18 protein-coding genes are annotated in these 20,753 nt (G+C 60.3%); 15 read left to right on the forward strand and 3 right to left on the reverse strand.

Annotated features, from left to right (window positions below):
- Positions 1-252: 252 nt before the first annotated feature.
- From AXG89_RS15745 to AXG89_RS15755, 3 genes are all read left to right on the forward strand, one after another.
- The gene (locus AXG89_RS15745) at positions 253-696 is read left to right on the forward strand and encodes a DUF305 domain-containing protein (RefSeq protein ID WP_086386332.1); all 444 of its coding nucleotides are present in this window, start codon (positions 253-255) and stop codon (positions 694-696) included.
- Positions 693-2,153, forward strand: a complete 1,461-nt coding sequence (locus tag AXG89_RS15750) for a YncE family protein (protein WP_062170691.1) — start codon at positions 693-695, stop codon at positions 2,151-2,153. Before AXG89_RS15745 ends, AXG89_RS15750 begins: the two co-directional genes overlap by 4 nt.
- Before the next feature lie 266 nt (positions 2,154-2,419).
- The gene (locus AXG89_RS15755; RefSeq protein ID WP_062170696.1) at positions 2,420-2,746 is read left to right on the forward strand and encodes a DUF4148 domain-containing protein; all 327 of its coding nucleotides are present in this window, start codon (positions 2,420-2,422) and stop codon (positions 2,744-2,746) included.
- Between the two features lie 137 nt (positions 2,747-2,883).
- Here the strand turns inward: AXG89_RS15755 and hmpA are convergent, their stop codons facing one another.
- Positions 2,884-4,065, reverse strand: a complete 1,182-nt coding sequence (hmpA, locus tag AXG89_RS15760) for an NO-inducible flavohemoprotein (RefSeq protein WP_062170698.1) — start codon at positions 4,063-4,065, stop codon at positions 2,884-2,886.
- A 115-nt stretch (positions 4,066-4,180) separates the two neighbouring features.
- On the opposite strand from hmpA, the gene norR reads away from it, so the two are divergent.
- The 12 genes from norR (at position 4,181) to AXG89_RS15820 (ending at position 14,776) form a co-directional block, all read left to right on the forward strand.
- The gene (gene norR / locus AXG89_RS15765) at positions 4,181-5,770 is read left to right on the forward strand and encodes a nitric oxide reductase transcriptional regulator NorR (RefSeq protein WP_062170700.1); all 1,590 of its coding nucleotides are present in this window, start codon (positions 4,181-4,183) and stop codon (positions 5,768-5,770) included.
- A 472-nt stretch (positions 5,771-6,242) separates the two neighbouring features.
- On the forward strand, positions 6,243-6,857 hold the full coding sequence (locus tag AXG89_RS15770; RefSeq protein ID WP_082771531.1) for a c-type cytochrome: 615 nt from the start codon (positions 6,243-6,245) through the stop codon (positions 6,855-6,857).
- 36 nt (positions 6,858-6,893) lie between these two features.
- Positions 6,894-8,108 carry a c-type cytochrome gene (locus AXG89_RS15775; RefSeq protein WP_062170702.1) on the forward strand — a complete coding sequence of 405 codons (1,215 nt, stop codon included), beginning with the start codon at positions 6,894-6,896 and terminating at the stop codon, positions 8,106-8,108.
- Between the two features lie 7 nt (positions 8,109-8,115).
- A complete protein-coding gene (locus AXG89_RS15780) occupies positions 8,116-8,274 on the forward strand; it encodes a hypothetical protein (protein WP_086386331.1) in 159 nt (52 codons plus the stop codon).
- On the forward strand, positions 8,271-8,840 hold the full coding sequence (locus tag AXG89_RS15785; protein WP_062170703.1) for a cytochrome C oxidase subunit II: 570 nt from the start codon (positions 8,271-8,273) through the stop codon (positions 8,838-8,840). The genes AXG89_RS15780 and AXG89_RS15785 overlap by 4 nt, the downstream gene beginning before the upstream one ends.
- Positions 8,830-10,458, forward strand: a complete 1,629-nt coding sequence (locus AXG89_RS15790) for a b(o/a)3-type cytochrome-c oxidase subunit 1 (RefSeq protein WP_062170705.1) — start codon at positions 8,830-8,832, stop codon at positions 10,456-10,458. The genes AXG89_RS15785 and AXG89_RS15790 overlap by 11 nt, the downstream gene beginning before the upstream one ends.
- Positions 10,455-11,261, forward strand: coding sequence for a c-type cytochrome (locus AXG89_RS15795; RefSeq protein ID WP_062170707.1), 807 nt, complete (start codon positions 10,455-10,457; stop codon positions 11,259-11,261). The genes AXG89_RS15790 and AXG89_RS15795 overlap by 4 nt, the downstream gene beginning before the upstream one ends.
- A gap of 283 nt (positions 11,262-11,544) precedes the next feature.
- Complete coding sequence (locus tag AXG89_RS43025) at positions 11,545-11,766, forward strand: helix-turn-helix domain-containing protein (RefSeq protein ID WP_236873493.1); 222 nt, start codon at positions 11,545-11,547, stop codon at positions 11,764-11,766.
- 6 nt (positions 11,767-11,772) lie between these two features.
- Positions 11,773-12,336 carry a YceI family protein gene (locus AXG89_RS15805; protein ID WP_062170709.1) on the forward strand — a complete coding sequence of 188 codons (564 nt, stop codon included), beginning with the start codon at positions 11,773-11,775 and terminating at the stop codon, positions 12,334-12,336.
- 44 nt (positions 12,337-12,380) lie between these two features.
- Positions 12,381-12,965 (forward strand): YceI family protein, encoded by a 585-nt coding sequence (locus AXG89_RS15810; RefSeq protein ID WP_062170711.1) that lies wholly within the window; start codon positions 12,381-12,383, stop codon positions 12,963-12,965.
- A gap of 200 nt (positions 12,966-13,165) precedes the next feature.
- Entirely contained in the window at positions 13,166-14,032 is an 867-nt protein-coding gene (locus AXG89_RS15815) for an NmrA family NAD(P)-binding protein (protein WP_062170713.1), read from the forward strand.
- A 3-nt stretch (positions 14,033-14,035) separates the two neighbouring features.
- On the forward strand, positions 14,036-14,776 hold the full coding sequence (locus AXG89_RS15820; protein WP_062170715.1) for an SDR family oxidoreductase: 741 nt from the start codon (positions 14,036-14,038) through the stop codon (positions 14,774-14,776).
- A gap of 44 nt (positions 14,777-14,820) precedes the next feature.
- Here the strand turns inward: AXG89_RS15820 and AXG89_RS15825 are convergent, their stop codons facing one another.
- On the reverse strand, positions 14,821-19,632 hold the full coding sequence (locus AXG89_RS15825) for a cellulose synthase subunit BcsC-related outer membrane protein (RefSeq protein ID WP_062170717.1): 4,812 nt from the start codon (positions 19,630-19,632) through the stop codon (positions 14,821-14,823).
- A complete protein-coding gene (gene bcsZ, locus AXG89_RS15830) occupies positions 19,626-20,753 on the reverse strand; it encodes a cellulose synthase complex periplasmic endoglucanase BcsZ (protein WP_062172534.1) in 1,128 nt (375 codons plus the stop codon). Before bcsZ ends, AXG89_RS15825 begins: the two co-directional genes overlap by 7 nt.

Genomic DNA, 20,753 nt, shown 5'->3' on the forward strand with positions numbered 1-20,753 from the left:
TTTTTTTGGGTCCGTCTTCACCGCAACTTCTTATACAAGATTACGACGAATCTCGCCAAATTCACATCAAGTCCATAAATGGCGCCTGTCACTTGGCAAAAATATTCTGGAATAAACCTTTCGCCAATGGGTTAGCGCTGGCATTACCGTCCTTTCAAGCCTTCGAACGAGGTGCACATCATGTCTTCCAATTGCCTTACTGACTTGCGCGCTCGCTGCGTTGCGTTGGCGGCGGTTCCTGTTGTTGCTGCGATGGCCCTGGGACTGGGAGTCCTGCCCGCGCATGCCGCTGATACGTCACAGACAAGCGCCGAAGCGCCATTTCTCGCCGAGAACGACAAAGCAATGACACGCATGATGGAAGCCATGACGATCAAGCCGAGCGGCGACGTCGATCACGATTTCGTGGGCATGATGCTGCCGCATCACCAGGGCGCCATCGACATGGCGCAGGCGGAATTGCGCTATGGGCACAACGAGCAGCTACGACGCATCGCGCAGGAAATCGTCGTTGAGCAGCAGCAGGAAATCATCGCAATGCGCCTTGCATTGGGCCAGCCATTGCCGCCTTCGGCGCCTGCGCCGGATCAAGGGCAAGCACCGGCTTCAACCGTTTCACCCACAACAATGACCATGCCCATGCCGTCGTCCATGCGCATGCCGTCGTCCATGCGCATGCAACAGGAGTCGAAATGAAAAAATCCCATGTGTTCTGCGCGGTATTGAGCGCTGTTTCATCGCTTGCGTTTGCAGGCCAGGCGCCCGGACTTGCGTCCGCGCCCGACATGGCGATCAGCCATCACGATCGCGTTTATGCCGCCGAGCAATTCTCCAATACCGTCTCGGTCACCGATCCCGTCGACAACAAACTGGTCGGCGTGATCCGTCTGGGCGATCCGTCGCCGGGCAATTTCAGCCCCTTGTACAAAGGGCAGGTGCTTGTGCACGGCATGGGCTTTTCGCCCGATCACAAGACGATCGCGGTGGTGTCTATCGGCTCGAATTCGGTTTCGTTCATCGATACCCAGACGAACGCGGTCAAGCACGTGACCTATGTCGGCCGAGCGCCGCATGAAGCGTTCTTTACGCCGGATGGCAACGAAGTCTGGGTGACAGTGCGCGGCGAAAACTATGTGTCCGTCCTGGATGGACATACCTACGAGGAGAAGACCCGCATCATTACGCCGGCGGGTCCGGGCATGCAGATCTTCTCGCCCGATGGCAAATACGGTTATGTTTGTTCATCGTTCAATCCGGAAGTCGATGTCGTCTCCGTGGCGAATCACAAGATTGTCGGCAAGGTCACGCAGGTGAGCCCGTTCTGCCCGAACATCGCGGCGACGCCCGATGGCAAGCAAGTCTGGTTCACGTTGAAAGATACCGGCAAGACGCAGGTGTTCGATGCCCGCCCGCCGTTCGCCACGCTCAAGGTGATCGATACAGGTCCGATCACCAATCACGTGAACATCGTCCATAACGCCAACGGCACGTTCGCCTATGTGACGGTCGGCGGATTGAATCAGGTGAAGGTGTTCCGCACCGATGACTTCTCGCAGGTCGCGACTATTGATGTCGGTAAGCTGCCGCACGGCATCTGGCCATCGGGCGATGGCACCCGTGTCTACGTTGGACTGGAAAACGCCGACGCCATGGCTGCAATCGATACGCTGACGAACAAGGTCATCGCGACCGTTCCAATCGGACAGGCGCCGCAAGCGGTTGCATACGTGCCTGACGCGGTGCCTGAAGGCGATGGTACGCAGAATACGCAACCGCTCGGGCTTGCAGGCGAAACCGCGCACTTGAACATGGTGGCGGTGGGTGGTGGCAATGCAAGCGGTGGTGCGCCAACCAGCGTTGCACTCTTCGACCAGGGCCTGCTGCAAGTGTTGCAGGCGTCGGCGACGGGCCTGGAGCCCAAGTCGCCCTACGTGCTGGGACTCTCCGATAACCCCGATGGCAGCGGCAAGATCGAATCGCTTGCGAAGTTCATGACGAATCCAGCGGGGTCTGCGATCGTCAACGCTATTGGCCAGATCAGGCAAGTGGTCGTGCCTGGCGCCAACACCGCCAGCGACAAACGGCGTTATCTGGTGATCGCCCCGCAGACCTCGGGCGTGCCGGGAGCAGCGGTGCAAGTGCAGGCCCTTTAAGCGATACCTGTTGGACGACACGCACGCGTTAAGCCGCCGAAAGCCGAAGCTTCCAGCGGCCTTTTCATAAGCCTCGTCTATGTCTTAAACGCTTGCAGTCTCGCAATCCGTCAGCATGATGAAAGCGCGTGCTTCGTGCTTCGTGCTTCGAGAATCGCGAACAAATTTTCGAGATCGCAGGAATAAAGACAGCGAAGAATAGGTTAGCCCTTGTACCAACCGCATGAAACAAGGTTGGGATACCTCAATCAACCGGAGTAGAGAAAATGAAGAAACTTGCCCTCGTTGCTGTGTCCGCCGCTGTCCTCGTTTCATCGACCGCTTTCGCCCAGGGACTCACGCGCGCCGAAGTGCGCCAGCAGCTTGTCGAAGCGCAACAAAATGGTTCGGAGTACGTGACGGATGCGTCGTATCCGGACGTCAGCCCCGGCTTTCAAAGTCAGTTTGCCAATCGTCAGGAAAGCGCTGCCGCGTACGGCGGTGTTGCGTCCGGCTCCAGCGTGAGCGCACCGCGCATGCCTGTGACGGGATCGCAAGGACGTGATGCGTGTGTCGGCCCGGTCAGCTTCTGCAATATCTATGCGGGTTCGTAATTCGCAGTTCCTCGTTGATCAAAGGCACGACGCAGGGCGCTCACTCGGTTAAGCGAATGCAGACATGAAAAACAATCAATCGCATTCGCCTGAGCGAACGTCGAGCGAGCAGTAAATGACTAATTACACGGCATTCCTTATTCGAGCGCCGCTGCCGGCCCGAAAAATTCATGACGGGTCTGCGTTTCCGGCACGCCCAGCGCCTTCAACGTCCGTTTCATCGCTTTCATGAACGGTAGCGGTCCAAGGAAATAAGCGTCTACATCACGTGTTTCCGGCAGCCATTTTGCGAGTCGCGCTTCATCGAGATAACCTGTGCCATGGGCCGGCGCATCCCCATTACGCGATTCGGAATAGCAATAAAAACGCTTCAATCGCGGATGCTTTTCCGCCTGTGCATCGACGAAATCACGGAACGCATGAACACCGCTATTGCGTGCAGCGTGAATGAAATAAACGGGGCGCTCGGTTTCAAGCGCGGCTTCGAGCATTGCAAGCGCGGGTGTGATGCCAACGCCGCCCGTGATCAGCACGAGCGGTTTGTCAGTGTGCTTCAGCTTGAAGTCACCCGCGGGCGCAAGCAGTTCGATGGTGTCATTCTCCTTGAGATTTTCGTGCAGATGCTTCGATACCCGGCCGTTAGGCTCGCGCTTCACGCTGATGCGATATTCGCGGGCGTTTGCCGCTGCCGATAATGAATAATTGCGGCGCACTTCTTCGCCGTCGAGAACGAGTCGCACGCCAATGTATTGGCCTGGCTGGAAGGCGAGCAGTTCTCCGCCGTCATCCGGGCGCAAATAGAACGATGTGATTTCGTCGCTTTCCACAACCTTGTGCGCGACGCGGAACAAGCGCGTCCCGCGCCAGCCTCCCGGCGTGTTTTCACGCTCGACGTACATCGATTCCTCAAGACCGATCAACAGATTCGCGAGTTGGCCGTAAGCGGCAGCCCATGCTTCGATCACGGCATCGGTGGCGATCTCTGCGCCGAGTACTTCACGAATGGATCGAAGCAGACAAGAGCCAACCAGCGGATAGTGCTCGGGCAGGATGTCGAGCGCGACGTGTTTATTCACGATCTGCGAAACCAGATCGCCGAGTTGTTCGAGCTGATCGATGTGCTTGGCGTACATCAGCACGCCGTTGGCCAGTGCGCGCGGTTGCGCGCCGCTCGCCTGATGCGCCTGGTTGAAATACGGACGCACTTCCGGGTGCTCGTTCATCAGGAGCCCGTAAAAGTGTGTGGCCAGCGCCTCGCCGCCGGTTTCAAGAAGCGGGACGGTCGCCTTGACGATGGCACGGTGTTCTGCAGAAAGCATGGCGGAATTCCTTTTTTGGTGGATTGGGCGGCACAAATCAGGCAGTGCTATGCCTCTTTATCCAAGTTTCATGCCACACTTGCACCCTATTGAAATCAATGGCTTGCGAAACTGGATGGTTAGAAAGACTCTTGTCAAAAAGACTCTGGATGAAGTCAATATGACCCCGCGGCTCCTGCTCGATGCGCTGGTGCCGCTGATGCAGGATCTGTCGCGCGATCTCTCCGATGCCGAGCGTTATAGGCGCCTGCTGCAGACCATGCGCACGCTGTTCCCCGCCGATGCCGCCGCTTTATTGCGGCTGGAAGGTGACACGCTGGTGCCGCTGGCGACTGAAGGGCTGAGCATGGATACGCTCGGACGCCGCTTTCGTGTCGCGGAACATCCGCGCTTTGTGCAACTGCTCGCCAACACCGGGCCTACGCGGTTCGCGTCGGATTCCGATCTTCCCGATCCTTACGACGGACTCGTCCAGGCGGTATCGGGTCATCTCGAAGTGCACGATTGCCTTGGGTGTCCGCTCGTGATCAACGGGCAACCGTGGGGCCTGCTTACGCTCGATGCGCTCGATCCGGCGCGCTTCGACAGCATCGACATGTCGTCGCTCAGCGCTTTTCTGAGCCTTGCGGCCGCGACAGTCAGTGTGGTGGAACGCATCGATACATTGGCCAGGACCAGCGAGGAAGAACGCCGGCGTGCTGAGGCGTACAGGCAAGCGCACGGCCAGAGCCGTCGCACGATGATCGGCAACAGCAAGTCGCACAAGCGCATGATCCAGGAGATCGGCATCGTGGCCGGAAGCGACCTGACCGTGCTGATCACCGGCGAGACCGGCGTTGGCAAGGAGCTCGTTGCGAATGCGATTCACGCGGCGTCCCCGCGGGCGAACAAACCGCTGATCAGCCTGAATTGCGCGGCGCTACCCGATACGCTGGTCGAGAGCGAATTATTTGGCCATGTACGCGGCGCGTTTTCGGGCGCGTCTGCGGACCGGCGCGGCAAGTTCGAACTCGCCGATGGCGGGACGCTCTTCCTCGACGAAGTCGGCGAACTCTCACTGAGCGTGCAGGCAAAGCTGTTGCGTGTCCTCCAGAACGGCCAGCTTCAGCGCATAGGTTCGGATCGCGACCATACGGTGGATGTCCGCGTGATTGCCGCGACCAATCGCGACCTCGTGGAAGAGGTGAGAGCGGGGCGGCTCAGAGCGGATTTTTATCATCGGCTCAGTGTGTATCCGCTGCGGGTGCCACCGTTGCGCGAGCGTGGCCGCGACGTATTGATGCTGGCCGGGAGTTTCCTCGAAGAAAACCGCTCGCGGCTGGGTCTGTCGGGTTTGCGTCTTTCAAGCGATGCGCAAGCTGCATTGCTCGACTACGCCTGGCCCGGCAACGTGCGCGAACTCGAACATCTGGTTGGCCGCAGCGCATTGAAAGCGCTTGCGTCTCAAGCTGAGCCGCCGCGTATCCTGAGCCTGACTGCGGCTCACCTCGGACTCGACGATGCCCAACAGGAAAGCGCGAAGGTGGAAGCTCCCACGCCTCGAACGCCGGTAGAGGACTTCCGCACGGCGGTCACATCGTTTGAGCGAACAGTCCTGCAGAACGCATTGGCGCGCAACAATCAGAACTGGGCGTCCACCGCGCGTGAGTTGCAGCTGGATCGGGCCAACCTCAACCGGCTTGCCAGGCGTCTTGGACTTAAATGAGATTTTGGTCATATGGATGCCATCGTTTCAGCACACCAACGCTCGAACGATTGCATACGTTTTTGATCCAAATTTCGCTAACGAATTACTTTAAAAAATTCGACCTCGTTCAAGCGAAATTCCGCGCATTTATTGATCTCGATCATTGAACGTCAAGGCTCTTCATTTCGGGCTTTCGAATCATTACTTAAATGATTAATAATTCGCGGGGTCATGTGAATCTTGGCTCTCGGCAAAAAGCTTTAAGTGCTTTAAGCTTCGCTGATGCCGCACTCAAGCAAGTTTAAAGTCCAGGCCAACAAATAGCGTCGTATAAGAAATCGCTGTAGCCCATGACTACAGACACAAAAACCCGATTGAGGACACAACGGTGGGCATTCGCAGCGTCGTCATTTCATTAGTGCTGCTCGCGGTATCGAGCGCGGGTGCGCTCGCGGCCGGCGCTCCGCCTGCTGAAAAGGCGCCCGACACCATGCAGGCGCGCGTTCTTGCTTGCGCCGCGTGTCACGGCGCGCAAGGCGAGGGTACGAGCAATGATTATTATCCGCGGCTCTCGGGCAAGCCCGCCGGTTATCTTTACAACCAGTTACTTGCCTTTAGGGACGGCCGCCGGCAGTACCCGCCAATGAATTATTTATTGGCTTATCTCCCGGACGCTTATTTGCATCAGATTGCCGAACATCTTGCCGGCGAGCGGCCGCCTTTTCCTGTACTGCCACCTGTGACCGCCGACGCAGCGACACTCGCACTGGGCAAGTCGCTCGTGAATAACGGTGCGCCGACGCGCAAGATTCCCGCGTGCGCTGCATGTCATGGCGCGGCGCTTACCGGTATGGAGCCTGCCGTTCCGGGCTTGCTTGGCTTGCATGCCGACTACATCACCGCGCAATTGGGCGCGTGGCGTTACGGCACCCGCAAGACGCTTGCGCCCGATTGCATGCATGACATCACCAGCAAGCTTGCCGATCGCGATATCACCGCCATAGCGGCATATCTGGCGTCCTTGCCGGCTCCGGTCGATCCCGTTCCGGTCGCGGCCGGCTCTCTCAAGATGCCGCTCGCTTGCGGCACTGTCCCTAACCCTTAAGGCGAGGAAATCGACGTGTTCAGTTTCCGGACCCTGATGCTTCTCTGCATGTTTGTCGTGGCGTCAAATGCGCAAGCGGCTGACCCGTCAATCGTTGCTCGTGGCGAATACCTTGCGCGCGCCGGTGATTGCATCGCGTGTCATACCGTTCCTGCCGGCAAGCTCTTTGGTGGCGGCCGGCCAATGGAAACACCATTCGGTACGCTCTATACACCGAACATTTCGTCGGATAAAGAGAGCGGTATCGGCAAGTGGAGCTCGGCTGAGTTCTACAACATGATGCACACGGGCAAGTCGCGCACCGGCGAACTGCTTTATCCCGCCATGCCGTTTGCGTCTTACACCAAAGTGACGCGCACCGATTCCGATGCGATCTATGCGTATCTCTTGTCCACACCTCCCATTGCGCAGCCCAACCGTGCGCACGAATTGCGGTTTCCGTTCAATCAGCGTTCGTTGCTTTACGGCTGGCGTGCGTTGTACTTTCGCGCGGGGGAGTACCAGCCGGACACCACGCAGTCGGTCGAGTGGAACCGCGGCGCATATCTGGTTGAGGGCCTCGGCCACTGCACCATGTGTCACACCGCGATCAATGCGCTAGGCGGCAACTCAACATCCAAACGTTTCGAAGGCGGCCTGATTCCGATCCAGAACTGGTATGCGCCTTCGTTGACATCGAATAAGGAAGCGGGGCTTGGCGACTGGAGCATCGAAGACATTTCCGATCTGCTGCAAGCGGGGGTATCGAACCGTGGCGCCGTGTACGGCCCCATGGCGGAAGTCGTGTACGACAGCTTCCAGTATCTGTCCGACGAAGACATTCGTTCGGTCGCCGTCTATCTGAAGACGCTGCCTTCACGCGCCGGGGAAAAGATCACGCCGCCCACACCGGCGCTTGCCGAGGAAAAGAACACCATGTCGCCGCTCGGCAAGAAGATCTACGACGCGCAATGTGCTGTTTGTCATGCGACGCAGGGCGAGGGCAAGCTGCCGCATTTCCCGCCGCTCGCAGCCAATCAGTCCATCCAGATGACGTCGTCCGTGAATCCGATTCGCATGGTGCTCAACGGCGGTTACGCGCCAGGCACGAAGAAAAATCCCATGCCTTACGGTATGCCGCCTTTTGCGCAATCGCTCTCGGATGTCGAAGTCGCGGCAGTGGTCACGTATATCCGTACCGCCTGGGGCAACCACGGCACGCCGGTGAGTGCAAAAGATGTCAACGCGTTGCGCTCCGCGCCACTTTATTGAGGACGTCATGACTGATTCAGAAAACGAAGATGCTGCCGTCGATGAAATCGTCCGCGATGGCCCGCACGGCGCTATTGCAGTTGCCGGCGTGGCGACGGCCATTGTGATCGGCTTGTGGTTCGCGTTTTATTTCCTGGTCTTCCTGCCGCGTGGCGTTATCCAATGAGCAATGAACACCAGTCGCATGCATCGGCGGACATGGCCGCGCGCATCGAGCGCAAATGGGCACTGCTTGTCGCGATCATCCTGTGCGTGCTTGTCGCCATGACGATCTTCACGGGCCTTCACTGGGCAATGATGCCGCCCTCGCGCGTGGAGACGGTGCGTCCCGATACGCTCAACATAAGCGGTGAGTTCATCGAAAGCAATCTGGGCAGCGCGGTTGAAGCGGATGGATCGGTCACGGTCCGAGTGGTCGCGCAACAGTATTCGTTCACGCCGCAATGCCTGCTGATTCCAACCGATACCCCTATTACGTTCCGCGCCACGAGCGCTGACGTGGTGCATGGTTTCCTGATCACGAACACGAACATCAATTCAATGCTCGAGCCTGGCTATATCTCGACTTTCAAGACGACCTTCACGCAACCGGCCGAGCACCTGATGCCGTGCCACGAGTTCTGCGGCACAGGGCATCAGGGCATGTGGGCGCATGTGAAGGTCATCGACAAATCCACTTTCCTTCAGATGGCAAACGCTAACGGTTCGCGGAGATTAAGCTGTGTTAAATAGCAAGCGACTCGTTCTCGCGCATTTCTGGCTCGGCTTCATCAGCTTCGGCGGCGCCTTGTTGCTGGGCGCCTGGCAGATGTGGGTGCGCAGCCCGCTGCACCCGTGGCTGCACAATCCGGAGCTTTACTATCGCTCGGTGACCGCGCACGGCTCGGCGATGGGCTATGTATTTCCCACGCTGATTGCAATGGGGTTCGGCTATGCGGTGACCGAGCTTGCGCTGAAGAAGCCGTTGATCGGCGTGCGCTGGGCATGGGCCGGTTTCATTCTGGTTGCAGTAGGTACCGTCACTGCAATGGTCCCGGTCGCGATGGGACTTGCGTCCGTGCTCTATACGTTTTATCCGCCGATGATCGGCAACGCCTTCTTTTATATCGGCATTGTGCTGGTCGTGGTCGGCTCGTGGATCTGGGTCGGACTCATGTCGGTCAACCTGATCGCGTGGAAGCGTGCGAATCGTGGCGTACCCGTCCCGCTCGCCATGTTCGCAAGCGTTGCAGGCGCATACCTCTGGGGATGGACTGCGGTGGGCGCCGCTATCGAGATCCTGTTCCAGATCCTGCCGGTGGCGCTCGGCTTCAAGACGACTATCGATGCAGGCCTTGCCCGCGTGTTCTTCTCGTGGACGCTGCATGCAATCGTCTACTTCTGGCTGATGCCTGCGTACATTGCGTATTACACCATCATGCCGCGCGCAATCGGCGGCCGGTTGTACAGCGATTCCATGGCGCGCATCTCGTTCATCCTGTTTCTCGTGGTCTCCATGCCGATCGGCATTCACCATCTTTTCGCCGACCCACAGGTAGGTTCCGGCTTCAAGTTCATGCATTCAGTGTTCACCGCACTGGTCGCCGTGCCGACCCTTCTAACAGTATTCACCATCTGCGCGTCCGTGGAAATCGCAGCACGTTTGCGCGGCGGACGGGGAACCTTCGGCTGGCTCAAGGCGCTGCCCTGGCAGAACCCGATGATGCTCGCACTCGCATTCTCATTCGTGATGCTTGGCTTCGGCGGGGCGGGCGGCATCATCAACATGAGCTATCAGCTCGACTCCACGATCCACAATACGCAGTGGGTGACCGGGCACTTTCACCTGATCTTCGCGGGCGCGATCGTCATCATGTACTTCGCGATTGCCTACGATCTCTGGCCGCATCTCACCGGCCGCGCGATGACGCAACTCAGGCTCATGCGCTGGCAATTGTGGTTGTGGTTTGTCGGCATGATCGTGCTGACGTTCCCGTGGCATTTCACCGGCATCCTCGGTATGCCCCGACGCATGGCCTTCTTCGATTACACCGATCCCGAGCTTGCCGCGCAGGCCATGTCGGTGATCATCTCGACCATTGGCGGGTTCATCCTGGTGGTGTCCGCAGTGATGTTTTTTATCGTGCTGATCCGCGCGCATCGTGGGCCGCATGTGGTGGTGGAAGAGTACCGCTTCAGCACGGCGGTGCATGAATCGAAGACCATTCCTGTTGCGTTAAACAGCTTCGGCTTGTGGCTTGCATTGATGATCGGCCTGACGCTTTTCAACTACGGTTATCCAGTTGCATCGCTGGTGTCGCGCTCGGACACGTCCGTGCCGGCCATTCAAATTGGAGGGCCGCAGCGATGAACGAAGAACGCCTGTTCTCGTTACGCAACCGCTGGTTCACTGTCACGGTCGGCGGTACGCTGGCGCTGGCTTTGTTTTCGGCAGCGGTAGGCTTCATCTGGTTGCCGTCCGCACAAAAGGACCAGCCGTTCCAGGGCGTATGGAACGCGATCTGCAGCGCAGCCGGCGTGCCGCAACAGTGGTTGCGCATCACGACCGCGACGCCAGTGCCTTTGACGCAAACAAGCCTTGTCGCGATGACGCCGCAATTGCTTGGTGTACCGAGCAGCGCTTCCATTGGCCGTGGTGCGACCCTGGCCATGCGATGCACGATGTGCCACGGGGCTATGGGCGTGAGCGATGCCAACTCGCCCAATCTTGCCGGTCAGTTTGCGTCCGTGATCTATAAGCAGTTGCTCGACTTTCAGTCGGGCGCGCGGCGTAATGCGGTCATGTCGCCAATGGCCGCCAACCTTACCGATCAGGAAATGCGTGACCTGGCTGCGTATTATAGGTATCTGCCCAAGCCAGCAGCTTCGCGCACCGATGCCATTGCGTCCATGTCCGCACCCGATATCGTGGCGCATGGTTCGCCCATGCGAAACATCGCTTCGTGTGCTTCGTGTCATGGCGGGATCGATCACAAGGCAGGGACGCCCTGGCTCGAGGGCATGCCATACGCGTATTCGAAAGGGCAATTGCAGGCGTTTGCGAACGGAACGCGTCATAACGATATCAACGAGCAAATGCGTAATGTCGCGCGGAACATGACACCGGATGAGATCGATGCTGCGGCCCGGTATTACGCCGGTGTCCGACCTTAAGCAATTCAAGGACGCACCGCACGCCGATGCGCCGCGTGTCTCGCCTGCAGCGCGCTCAATGCGGCAAGCGGCGATCCTGTTTCAAAGTGCCTGCGGTAAGACATCAATAAAAGCAAAGACAATCATGCCTTCGCGATCGAGCAGATAGGTCGCCGGGAGCGGAACGAGCCACGCGTCGTGCTTGCCGGCTTACGGCGGCACATAGCCTGATGCCTCGTAGCGCGGCGTGAGGGCCAACGGCATCACGAAGGACAGACTGGCCGCGATCGGGATTTTCATACGCGTGGTTGATACCGGCTCGTTCTCCGCGACCGCACGACACTACGATGTCAGCCAGCCCGCTGTATTGAAGGCAATCGCGCAGCTTGAGGATTGGCTCGGCGTGAATTCCTGCTCTGCGTTTCGATTAGCGTCATCGACGGGACAATGTGTTGTAGCGGCGCGGCTATGTGTCGCGCGCCCGCTCACCTACCATGCCGTACCGAAACGCAATCTTCATCTCTGACCCGCCATGCATATTTTTACTTCCCGATGGCTGCTCGTGGCGGCCGCCGCTGCAGCGCTTTTCACGACCGCCGCCGCCCAGGCCCAGGTCGACACCGCCAAAAGCACCGTGACGGCGACGTCCAGGCAGATGAACGTGCTTGTCGATGGCAAGTTCAAGAAGTTCACCGCAACCCTCGACTTCGATCCCGCCAAGCCGGCTGCCGGCAACGCGAGCATCAACATCGATACCGCCAGCTACGATCTCGGCGACGACAGCTACAACAAGCAGGCGCAAGACAAGGACTGGTTCGACGTCGCGCATTTCCCTAACGCGACCTTCGCGTCAACGTCCATCGCGCCGGCCGGCGGCAACAAATTCAACGTGGCCGGCAAGCTGACCATCAAGGGCAAATCCCAGAACGTCACGGTGCCGGTCACTGTCACGCAGCAGGGTGCCACGCAGACCTTCGATGGCGCGCTGCCCATCAAACGCACGCAGTTCGATGTCGGTTCGGGCGAGTGGAAAGACACGTCGGTCGTCGCCGATGAAGTCGTCATCAAGTTCCATCTCGTCGCGCTCAAGAAATAACGGTCAAGAAATAATCCAGTTTCAAACCTTATCCAGGAAAACACATGAAAAAGAACCTTTTGATCGCGGCAGCAGGCGCGTTGTTCGTGGCGGCATCGTTTAACGCAATGGCCGCTGAAGTCACGTACCAACTCGATCCGAACCATACGTACCCGAGCTTCGAGACCGATCACTTCGGCGGCATCTCGGTGTGGCGCGGCAAGTTCGACAAGAGCAGCGGCACGGTGACGATCGATCGCGAAGCGAAGAAGGGCACGCTGGAAGCGACCATCGACATGACGTCGATCAACATCGGCAATGAGAAGCTCGACGGTGAACTGAAGAGCGCGCAGTTCTTCGATACCGAAAAATTCCCGACGGCAACCTACAAGGGCACGTCGATGAAGTTCAAGGGCGACGTGCCGGTGGAAGTGATCGGCGATCTGACGTTTCATGGCGTGACGAAGCCGGTGAACCTGAAGATCGAATCTTTCAAGTGCTTCACGAACCCGATGATGAAGAAGGAAGTGTGCGGCACGGAATCGACGGGCACGTTCGATCGCGCTGACTTCGGTGTGGACTACGGCAAAGCATACGGCTTCAAGATGAAGACGACGCTGCATATCCAGGCTGAAGGTGTGCGCCAGTAAGCATTGCTTTAAGCGCTTAAAAGCCGTTCCAGTTCGCGCTGGAACGGCTTTTCCGTATTTGCTGTAACAGCATATGAAAAAAACGATAAATGACATCGTGTCATTAATGAAATGACAGGTAGGTCATCGCTAAACGCCTTTCAAACGCCCACACTTCTTCTCAACGCAGCGTCCGCTGCAGGTCTTTTGAGGAGAACACCATGTTCGCTATCACCGGAATCACGGGTCAGGTCGGGGGAGTCGTCGCACGTTTGCTGCTCGCATCGGGTCACGATGTCCGCGCCGTGGTGCGCGATGCAGCAAAAGGAGAAGCGTGGGCGAAGGAGGGCTGCGAAGTAGCGGTCGCCGACGTCAACGATCAACACGCGCTTCAGCACGCGTTCGAAGGCACGGAAGGCGTATTCGTCCTATTGCCGCCGACCTTCGATCCGACGCAGGGCTTTCCCGAGGCGCGCAAGGCGATCGCTTCGCTGCGGGCCGCGCTTGCCGCAGCCAGGCCGAAAAAGGTCGTGGTGCTCTCGACCATCGGCGCGCAAGCCACACAGCCCAACTTGCTCAACCAGCTCCAGATCATGGAGCAGGAACTCGGCACGTTGCCCATGCCGATCGCGTTTCTTCGTGCTGCGTGGTTCATCGAAAACGCAGCCTGGGATATTGCGCCGGCCCGTGAAACGGGTATCGTCCCGAGCTTCCTTCAGCCGCTCGACAAACTCGTTCCCATGGTCGCCACCGCCGATATCGGCCGGGTCGCAGCAGATTTGTTGCGCGAGACGTGGACGGGTCGGCGGGTCATTGAGCTTGAGGGGACGCAGCGCGTATCGCCGGACATGATCGCCGCGAGCCTTGGACGGTTGCTCGGACGCGATGTCCGCATGAACATCGTGCCGCGTGATACTTGGGAAGACCTTTTCCGCTCGCAGGGCATGACCAATCCGCTGCCGCGCATGCAGATGATCGACGGGTTCAACGAAGAATGGATCTGCTTCGAAGGCGGTCAAAACGAGGTGCGTCGCGGCCGTGTTCCGCTCGATACCGTGCTGCAATCGCTGATCGAAAAGGGAGCTTGAGTCATGACGAACATCGATGTGAGCGGGCGGCTCGAGGGCAAGAAAATTGTCGTGCTCGGCGGTTCGTCAGGGATTGGCTACGCGGTCGCGGAGTACGCCGTGGAGGAAGGCGCGCGGGTCGTGATTGCATCGAGTAACGCGCAACGGGTGGCGGCTGCGGCGGAATCGCTTGGACCGAAGGTGGAAGGCCACGCGCTTGATCTCACCGACGAGCGCGCCATCCAGTCGTTCTTCGATGCAACCGGAAACTTCGATCACCTGGTCTTCACCGCCGGCGATTCGTTGCGGCTTGGAGAGCTTGCGAAGACGGATCTAAGCGAGGCGCGGCGCGCATTCGATATCCGCTACTGGGGGGCGCTTACCGCCGTCAAACATGGCGCGCCGCATATGACGAAGGGTGGATCGATCGTCCTGACTACGGGCATTGCGGCGTTGCGTCCGCATAGCGGCTGGGCGTTCGGCGCAAGCGTCTGCGGCGCGATGGAAGCACTGACGCGTGCGCTGGCCGTCGAACTCGCACCGTTGCGGGTGAATGCGGTTTCGCCGGGCCTGGTCGCGACCAACCTGTGGCAGAACATGTCCGAGGCAGATCGCGCAGCCATGTACGAGCAGGCTGGCAAACACCTGCCCGCAGGACGCGTAGGCGAAGCACGTGACGTCGCCGCCGCGTATCTGTTCCTGATGGAATGCGGCTTTGCGACGGGCCAGACCTACGTGGTGGACGGCGGAGGGGTGCTGGTTTAAAGCATGAAGCCCCGGGCTGACAACGCACCGGGGCTTCATGATTTTCAGTTCGACATCGATACGTAAGGCGAGCTGACAGGCGAAGGCGGGAACGATGGCTGCACCATGTTCTGCTTCGTGAAGCTGTAGCGAATATAAACCGCCGCCAGATACTCACGATACTGATACGCGTTGCCAAGCGAAGCCGTGGCGCCCACCGTCAATTGCGGTGCAAGCTGAAACTCGCCCGTTGCGCTGAACGAATACGAGATCCCCGTCTTCGTCTGGCTGCCGTAGACGCCACCCTGCGAGGCCGTGATTCCGGTGCCGCCGACCGGCTGCCTGTTGCCGTTGGTCGGGAAATAATCCGACGCATCCTGGCGGTAATGCTGCACGCCGATCGAGCCTTTCACGTCATACGTGAACGCGCCGCTGCGTCCCATGTATTCCACCGGCAAGTTCAGGATCACGTACTGTTGCGGGCTGAAATAGCCGCCCTGGCCGTAGGTGAAAAAGGAGAGGTTCTTGTCGTAGTGCATCAGCGTGGTGTTCACGCCGGCGGTCAACGTCTGGTTGGCATCGGAATAGAGGCGCGTGTAGAAACCGCCGCCACCTTTTTCCGCCGTGTTGCTCGCGACGTTCTTGCCGTCGTAATACTGGAACGAACCATTCAGGTATACGCCGTTCGTGCCGTCGTCCCAGCCGAGGTCGAAGCGTCCGCCATTCGACGTGATGCCGCCCCACGTGATACCTGCTTGCGCATCGTGCGCGCCGGCATACGACAGCAAACTGTCCGTGACCGCGCGGCGAGCCACGGCGACCGAGTACGAGACCTTGTCGGTGATCGCGCCTTTGTACTGCGCGCCGCCCACGACGTTTTCTTCGCGAAAGCCGAGTGGCGTAGTGCCGACATCGAGTTGCACGCTATTCGTTTCGTATCCCACCGACAACCCTACGCCACTCGCGGTCTGGTTGCCGTACTGGTTCGATACGTTGCGCGCACCGAGTCCCGAGCCGAAACGCTTGAGGGTATCGGCGGTTTCCTGCGCGGTGCCGGCATCAAGCGTAACGGGTGTCGCCGTGACCACCACGTGACCATTGCCCGCACGTATCCGTCCTTGGATAGGCGCCTCGATATCCGTCAGGTTCGACAACCCATCCTCGCCCGTGCGGCTGCGAAACACCACGCCGCCCGACACGGTGCTTGACTGCGCGCGATTGATTTGCGCGAGTTCATCGGCGACACCAAGCGTCTGTGCGTTTGCGATGTTGCCCTGATACGGCTGTTGGCCGGGCTGGGTAACCTGCGCCGTCTGCGACGGCACGTATGCCTGCGCGTAGCCCGCAGGAGGCTGCGGAATGTAGGGCTGGTTCGAGTAGTACGGCTGCTGCTGTTGCTGCGGCGGATACGCGTAAGGCTGCTGTTGCGTGTAGTTGGTTTCGTCGGCGGCAGGGGCGTAGCGACGCGTTGCCTGACGCGACGCGGGTTGGGTCGCTTTAGTCGTTGTGGCGCGTTTCGTCTTCGCTGCCGGGGTATTCGAATACACACGCGGCTGAGGCGCCTGCGCGTTGTTTTGTGCCTCCTGCGCGGCAGGCGACATGGGCCACGGCGAACTCATCGCCGGATCTTGCTGCTGATAAGGTTGCTGGTTTTGCTGTTGATAAGGCTGCGGCTGATACTGCTGCTGTGCCGGATAAGCTTGCTGTTGCTGATAAGGCTGTTGATACGGCTGCTGATATTGCGCCTGGTACTGCCCTGAGTCCTGAGCCGGTCCTTGTCCCGGGTACGGCTGCAACGGTGCCGCCGATGGCGCGCCGGACTGGCTCGAACCATAGGTATCGGGACCGTACCCACCGTTGCCTGTTACGGGACGTGCGCTATTGGCCGGCGCGCGGTAAGGCGCAGAATACGGGACCGGATTGGGCGCAACGTAAGGCGTCGAATACGGCGCAGGCTGCGGAGGAGGCAAATAGTTCGGCACGTTCTGCGTCGGTGAATAGGGCTGGGAGTACTGCTGCGTGCGAGGTTGGGAATAGGGCTGCTGCTGTGGATACCCAGGCAGGCCCGGCGCCGGATCCGACGAACGGGAAAACAAGCCGGCGAGCGGACCCGTCGGCGTGCCGTTGGGGTTGGCGGCGTTGACGGCGGTATCGACGGCAGTCTTGCCTTCGAAAGGATTCGTGCCCGGCAGCGGCGCCGAACCAATGCGCTGCATGGCTGACTCCCATCCGCGCGGCACGGCCGGCTGACCGCTTTGACGCCCGCGCGGCGTCTGGCTGACCGGCGTATTCGCTGCGATCAATGCCTGCTGCAGATACCGCGACGCCAGCGACAAGTTGCCTTCTGCGTGATACATGCGCCCGGCCGCGGCGAGCACGCGCGGATCGTCGGGGCTGGCAAGCAGCGCTTGCTTGGCGGTCGTTTCGGCGAACGAAAAGTCCTTCGCGCCCGATGCCGCGGCAATCGTCGCGACCTGCAGATTGACGTCGTCGGGACGGCGGCCCAATGCCACGCGATAACTCCCGAGCGCGCTCCTGTCGTCGCCGGCGGATGTGTAAAGGCGTCCAAGCGCGGCTTGCAGGTCCGCGTTATCGGGCGTTGCAGCAAGCCACGGCGCGATCACATCGTATGCGCCCGCGAGATCGCCGCGTTGACGCACGGTATCGGCCTGCTTCACCACGATACCGATGTTCAGGTTGTTGAAATCGATCCGCTGTGCGGGCGTGAGCGGCGACGCGGCAAGCCTGCGCATCACCGAACTCAACTCGGCGTCCTGCTGCGGGTTCGTTTGCCCCTGCAGCACCGGAACAGCCGTCAGGATGCCTGCGTATTGCAGCAGCAAGCCGGTGTCCGCGGGGGCGCTTGCCATCGCGCCGCGAACGAGCGACAGCGCGCGGCCGGTATCGCCGGCCTGGAGATAGGCCGTCGCCAGCACGCCGATCAGCTCGGGGCTGTTCTGCGCGACGGGCGTGGCGGCCTGAAGAATGGCAATCGCCTGTTGCGTCTGGCCGGCGCGCGCCATGCGGCTTGCTGTATCGGCTTGAACATGGACCCATAAGCGATGCTGCAACGTCGTCATCCCCGGTGTGCGTTGTGCCGCGGGAATGCGGTCGAGCTGCGACAAACCCGTCGCCCAGTCCTGCGTCTCGGCGGACAACAACGCGCTTGCGTACAGCGCATCCGTCATGTCTGGGTGCGCCGCGAGCAGCCCGTCCATCATGCTGCGCGCATTGCCGACCGCGCCCTGGCGCACATAGATGCGTGCGAGGTCGAGGCGCATCCAGACATCGTCGGGATTGTTCAGGAGCGCATCTTCGAAGAGACTGCGGGCCGCGCCCAGATCGCCGCGAGCTTCCGCCGCGCGGGCTTGCGCCGCTTGCGCTTCGCCACGCAGCTTGTTGATGCCGCCGGCCTTCGCCTGCTGCTCCGCGTTCAACTGGTTCGCAAACACCAGCGCTTCTTCACCGCGGCCTTGCGCGGCGAGTGCGCCGACGAGGCCGCGGATCGCATCGGGGTTATCGGCCTGACGGCGCAGTGCCATCCGGTACGCCTGTTCCGCGCCGCGCGGATCGCCGCTGCCAAGCAAGGTCTCGCCGAGCAAAGTCTGCGCGGTCGTGTCCGATGGATTCAACGCAATCGCGCGCTCGAACATCGACTTGGCTTTGGCAGTTTCGCCGTTGCTGCGTGCGCCGATACCCGCGCTCGTGTAGCTCCAGTAAGTGGCGCTGGTCAGCGCGTCTTTCCAGCGCGCGGCGTTTCCGGCGCGCGATGCACGTTCAAGATAGGTGCGCGCTTCATCGAATTTTTCCTGCTTCAACGCAGCGACGCCCATGCCGCCGAGTGCATCGGCGTCATTCGGGCTTTGCGCCAGCACGGCCGAAAAACGGGCGCGTCCCGTGACGATATCGCCACGATCCAGCGCCGCAAAACCTTCGGCGACGGTGCGCCCGCGTGCATCGGTTGCGGCGCTGGCCTGCGAGCGTTCCTGCGCCTGTTTGTCCTGCTGGACCATCGAATCGAAGCGGGCCCTGACGGCGGGGTCATCCGGCGATGCCTGCAAATACGCCTGATACAAGGGCGCATCCGATGCCCGCGCGCCCAGCCACAACAACGCCTGGCGCCAGCTTTTCTTCGCTTCGTCGCCAACGGTGCTGTCGGTGCTCAACTGCGCAAGACGTGCGATGCCTTCGCGGCGGGTCGTATCGCGATAGGTCAGATGCTGGGCCAGGGCGAGCGTGTAACGCGGATCATTCGGGTTCTGCTTCGCGAGCTGCGTGAGGCCCTGGCGCGCCTGGTCCCAGCCTTGCGGCGTGGCGGCGAGCGCCTGGTAATACTCGAGCGTGAGTTCGGGCGTGGCGGGTTTGCCGCTCAACGCGCGCTGGTATTCCTGCACGGCAGAGGCGCTCTGGCCGCTTTGCGCGAGACGCCGAGCGTCGTTCACCGTCTGGTCGCGCGGACTGGTTTCGCCAAGCCGGCGGCCGAGTTCATCGATATTCGGATACTGCGGCGCCGCTTGCCGCAAGCGCGAAAGATATTGCTGCGCGCCGCTGCCGTCCTTGCGATCCGCGAGGATGATGCCCATGCCGTAGAGCGCGTCAGGCTGCTTCGGGTCGATACGCAACACCTTTTGCCATGCCTGCTCTGCAAGGTCGCCACGCCGGTGCGATTGCCAGTAGCGGCCCTGGTCGATCAATACGGCGAGCGGGGCATTGGCGCTTGCATTGGTGCCCGCACCGGTGCCTGCATCGGCGGCGCTGCTCGCGGCTTGCGCGATTGCCGTCAACGGCACATTCGCGACGCATCCCGCTGCCACGCTCAGCGCAATCGCGCGCGCACGGGCGTGTGTCGTCAAGGGAAAGAGAGACCGTTTCAACATGCGCTTCTCCAACTCGGGACGAGTCGGCCGGCTTCGTCGAAGCGGTATCGGCCTTCTATGAATCCGGCGCCGAACAAACCCAGCACCCGGTCGTAATACACCGGCTCACGGTTGTTGATGACCGGCGAGCCGATGGGCGCATCGAGCACGGCCAGATGCGTGCGTGCGAGCCCGAGACCCCGGTCATCGCCGAGCGCCTTGAAGTAGGGTCCAAGCGATGCCCAGTAACTCAACGGTCCTTCACCGCTTCCCACTCCCGTCGATACCGCCACGCGTTCCGGCGGAATCCCCGTTTGCGCCACGGCCTGGCGCATGCCGCCGAGCGCCGCGAGCCAGGGCTTGCTGAGCGGATCGGCGCTCGACGCCATGCCTGCCCACAAATAAACGCGGATGGCGTCGTAGCTGCCGGTGTCGGCGTTCTGCGGATCGACCACGAACTGGCCGTTTTTATACGCCGCCCAGTCGGGCGCGAAGCCTCGCGGCGACGTCACCGACACCAGCTTGTAACCGTTCTCCGCGAGCGCGTTCCAGGGACCCTTCGGCATGGCGCTGGCAAGACCGCGCAACACCGGCAGCGGCGAATAACTCGGGTTGAGACGCGTCACATCGCCAATCTGGAAACCTTGTGGACCGGGCAGCAGCATCGGTCCAATACCATCAAGGCTCGCCACTTCATGCTTCACGATCTGCGCCGCGAGCGCTTCGCCCAGACGCGTATAGCGGGGTTCGTTCCAGAGACGGCCGGCTTGCAGCAGATCGTAGGCAATCCATACATCGGAGTCGGATGCGGAATTCGGATCGAGCACGCCGAATGAGCCGTCCGCTTTGCGGCCCCATTGCCACGATGGCAGCCGCATGGTGTTTGCATCGAACTGATTGGCCGCCAGGTTCGCGCGGGTCCAGTTCAGCAAGCGGTCGAACATGGCGCGATCGTTTGCGACCAGCGCAAAAAACATGGCATACGACTGGCCTTCGGACGTAGTCTGCTGCGCCGGCGTGGAGAAGTCGACCACGCGGCCATCAGCTTGAATGAAGCGCGACGCGAACGTCCGGTAGGCGTTCCAGTCCGCGCATTCCTTCGTCACCGGCGCAAAAGCCCCGGCGCCAGGAGTGAATCCCAT

The sequence above is a fragment of the Burkholderia sp. PAMC 26561 genome (assembly GCF_001557535.2).
GTDB lineage: Bacteria > Pseudomonadota > Gammaproteobacteria > Burkholderiales > Burkholderiaceae > Caballeronia.

Excerpts from the sequence above, each read along its gene's own strand:
- AXG89_RS15770 (WP_082771531.1), top strand. The coding sequence starts at position 6,243 with ATGCAGGCGCGCGTTCTTGCTTGCGCCGCGTGTCACGGCGCGCAAGGC.
- AXG89_RS15820 (WP_062170715.1), top strand. The coding sequence starts at position 14,036 with ATGACGAACATCGATGTGAGCGGGCGGCTCGAGGGCAAGAAAATTGTC.
- AXG89_RS15805 (WP_062170709.1), top strand. The coding sequence starts at position 11,773 with ATGCATATTTTTACTTCCCGATGGCTGCTCGTGGCGGCCGCCGCTGCA.
- AXG89_RS15750 (WP_062170691.1), top strand. The coding sequence starts at position 693 with ATGAAAAAATCCCATGTGTTCTGCGCGGTATTGAGCGCTGTTTCATCG.
- AXG89_RS15775 (WP_062170702.1), top strand. The coding sequence starts at position 6,894 with ATGCTTCTCTGCATGTTTGTCGTGGCGTCAAATGCGCAAGCGGCTGAC.
- AXG89_RS15810 (WP_062170711.1), top strand. The coding sequence starts at position 12,381 with ATGAAAAAGAACCTTTTGATCGCGGCAGCAGGCGCGTTGTTCGTGGCG.
- norR (WP_062170700.1), top strand. The coding sequence starts at position 4,181 with ATGGTTAGAAAGACTCTTGTCAAAAAGACTCTGGATGAAGTCAATATG.
- AXG89_RS15745 (WP_086386332.1), top strand. The coding sequence starts at position 253 with ATGGCCCTGGGACTGGGAGTCCTGCCCGCGCATGCCGCTGATACGTCA.
- AXG89_RS15780 (WP_086386331.1), top strand. The coding sequence starts at position 8,116 with ATGACTGATTCAGAAAACGAAGATGCTGCCGTCGATGAAATCGTCCGC.
- bcsZ (WP_062172534.1), bottom strand. The coding sequence starts at position 20,753 with ATGGGATTCACTCCTGGCGCCGGGGCTTTTGCGCCGGTGACGAAGGAA.
- AXG89_RS15795 (WP_062170707.1), top strand. The coding sequence starts at position 10,455 with ATGAACGAAGAACGCCTGTTCTCGTTACGCAACCGCTGGTTCACTGTC.
- AXG89_RS15825 (WP_062170717.1), bottom strand. The coding sequence starts at position 19,632 with ATGTTGAAACGGTCTCTCTTTCCCTTGACGACACACGCCCGTGCGCGC.
- AXG89_RS15785 (WP_062170703.1), top strand. The coding sequence starts at position 8,271 with ATGAGCAATGAACACCAGTCGCATGCATCGGCGGACATGGCCGCGCGC.
- AXG89_RS15755 (WP_062170696.1), top strand. The coding sequence starts at position 2,420 with ATGAAGAAACTTGCCCTCGTTGCTGTGTCCGCCGCTGTCCTCGTTTCA.
- AXG89_RS15815 (WP_062170713.1), top strand. The coding sequence starts at position 13,166 with ATGTTCGCTATCACCGGAATCACGGGTCAGGTCGGGGGAGTCGTCGCA.
- hmpA (WP_062170698.1), bottom strand. The coding sequence starts at position 4,065 with ATGCTTTCTGCAGAACACCGTGCCATCGTCAAGGCGACCGTCCCGCTT.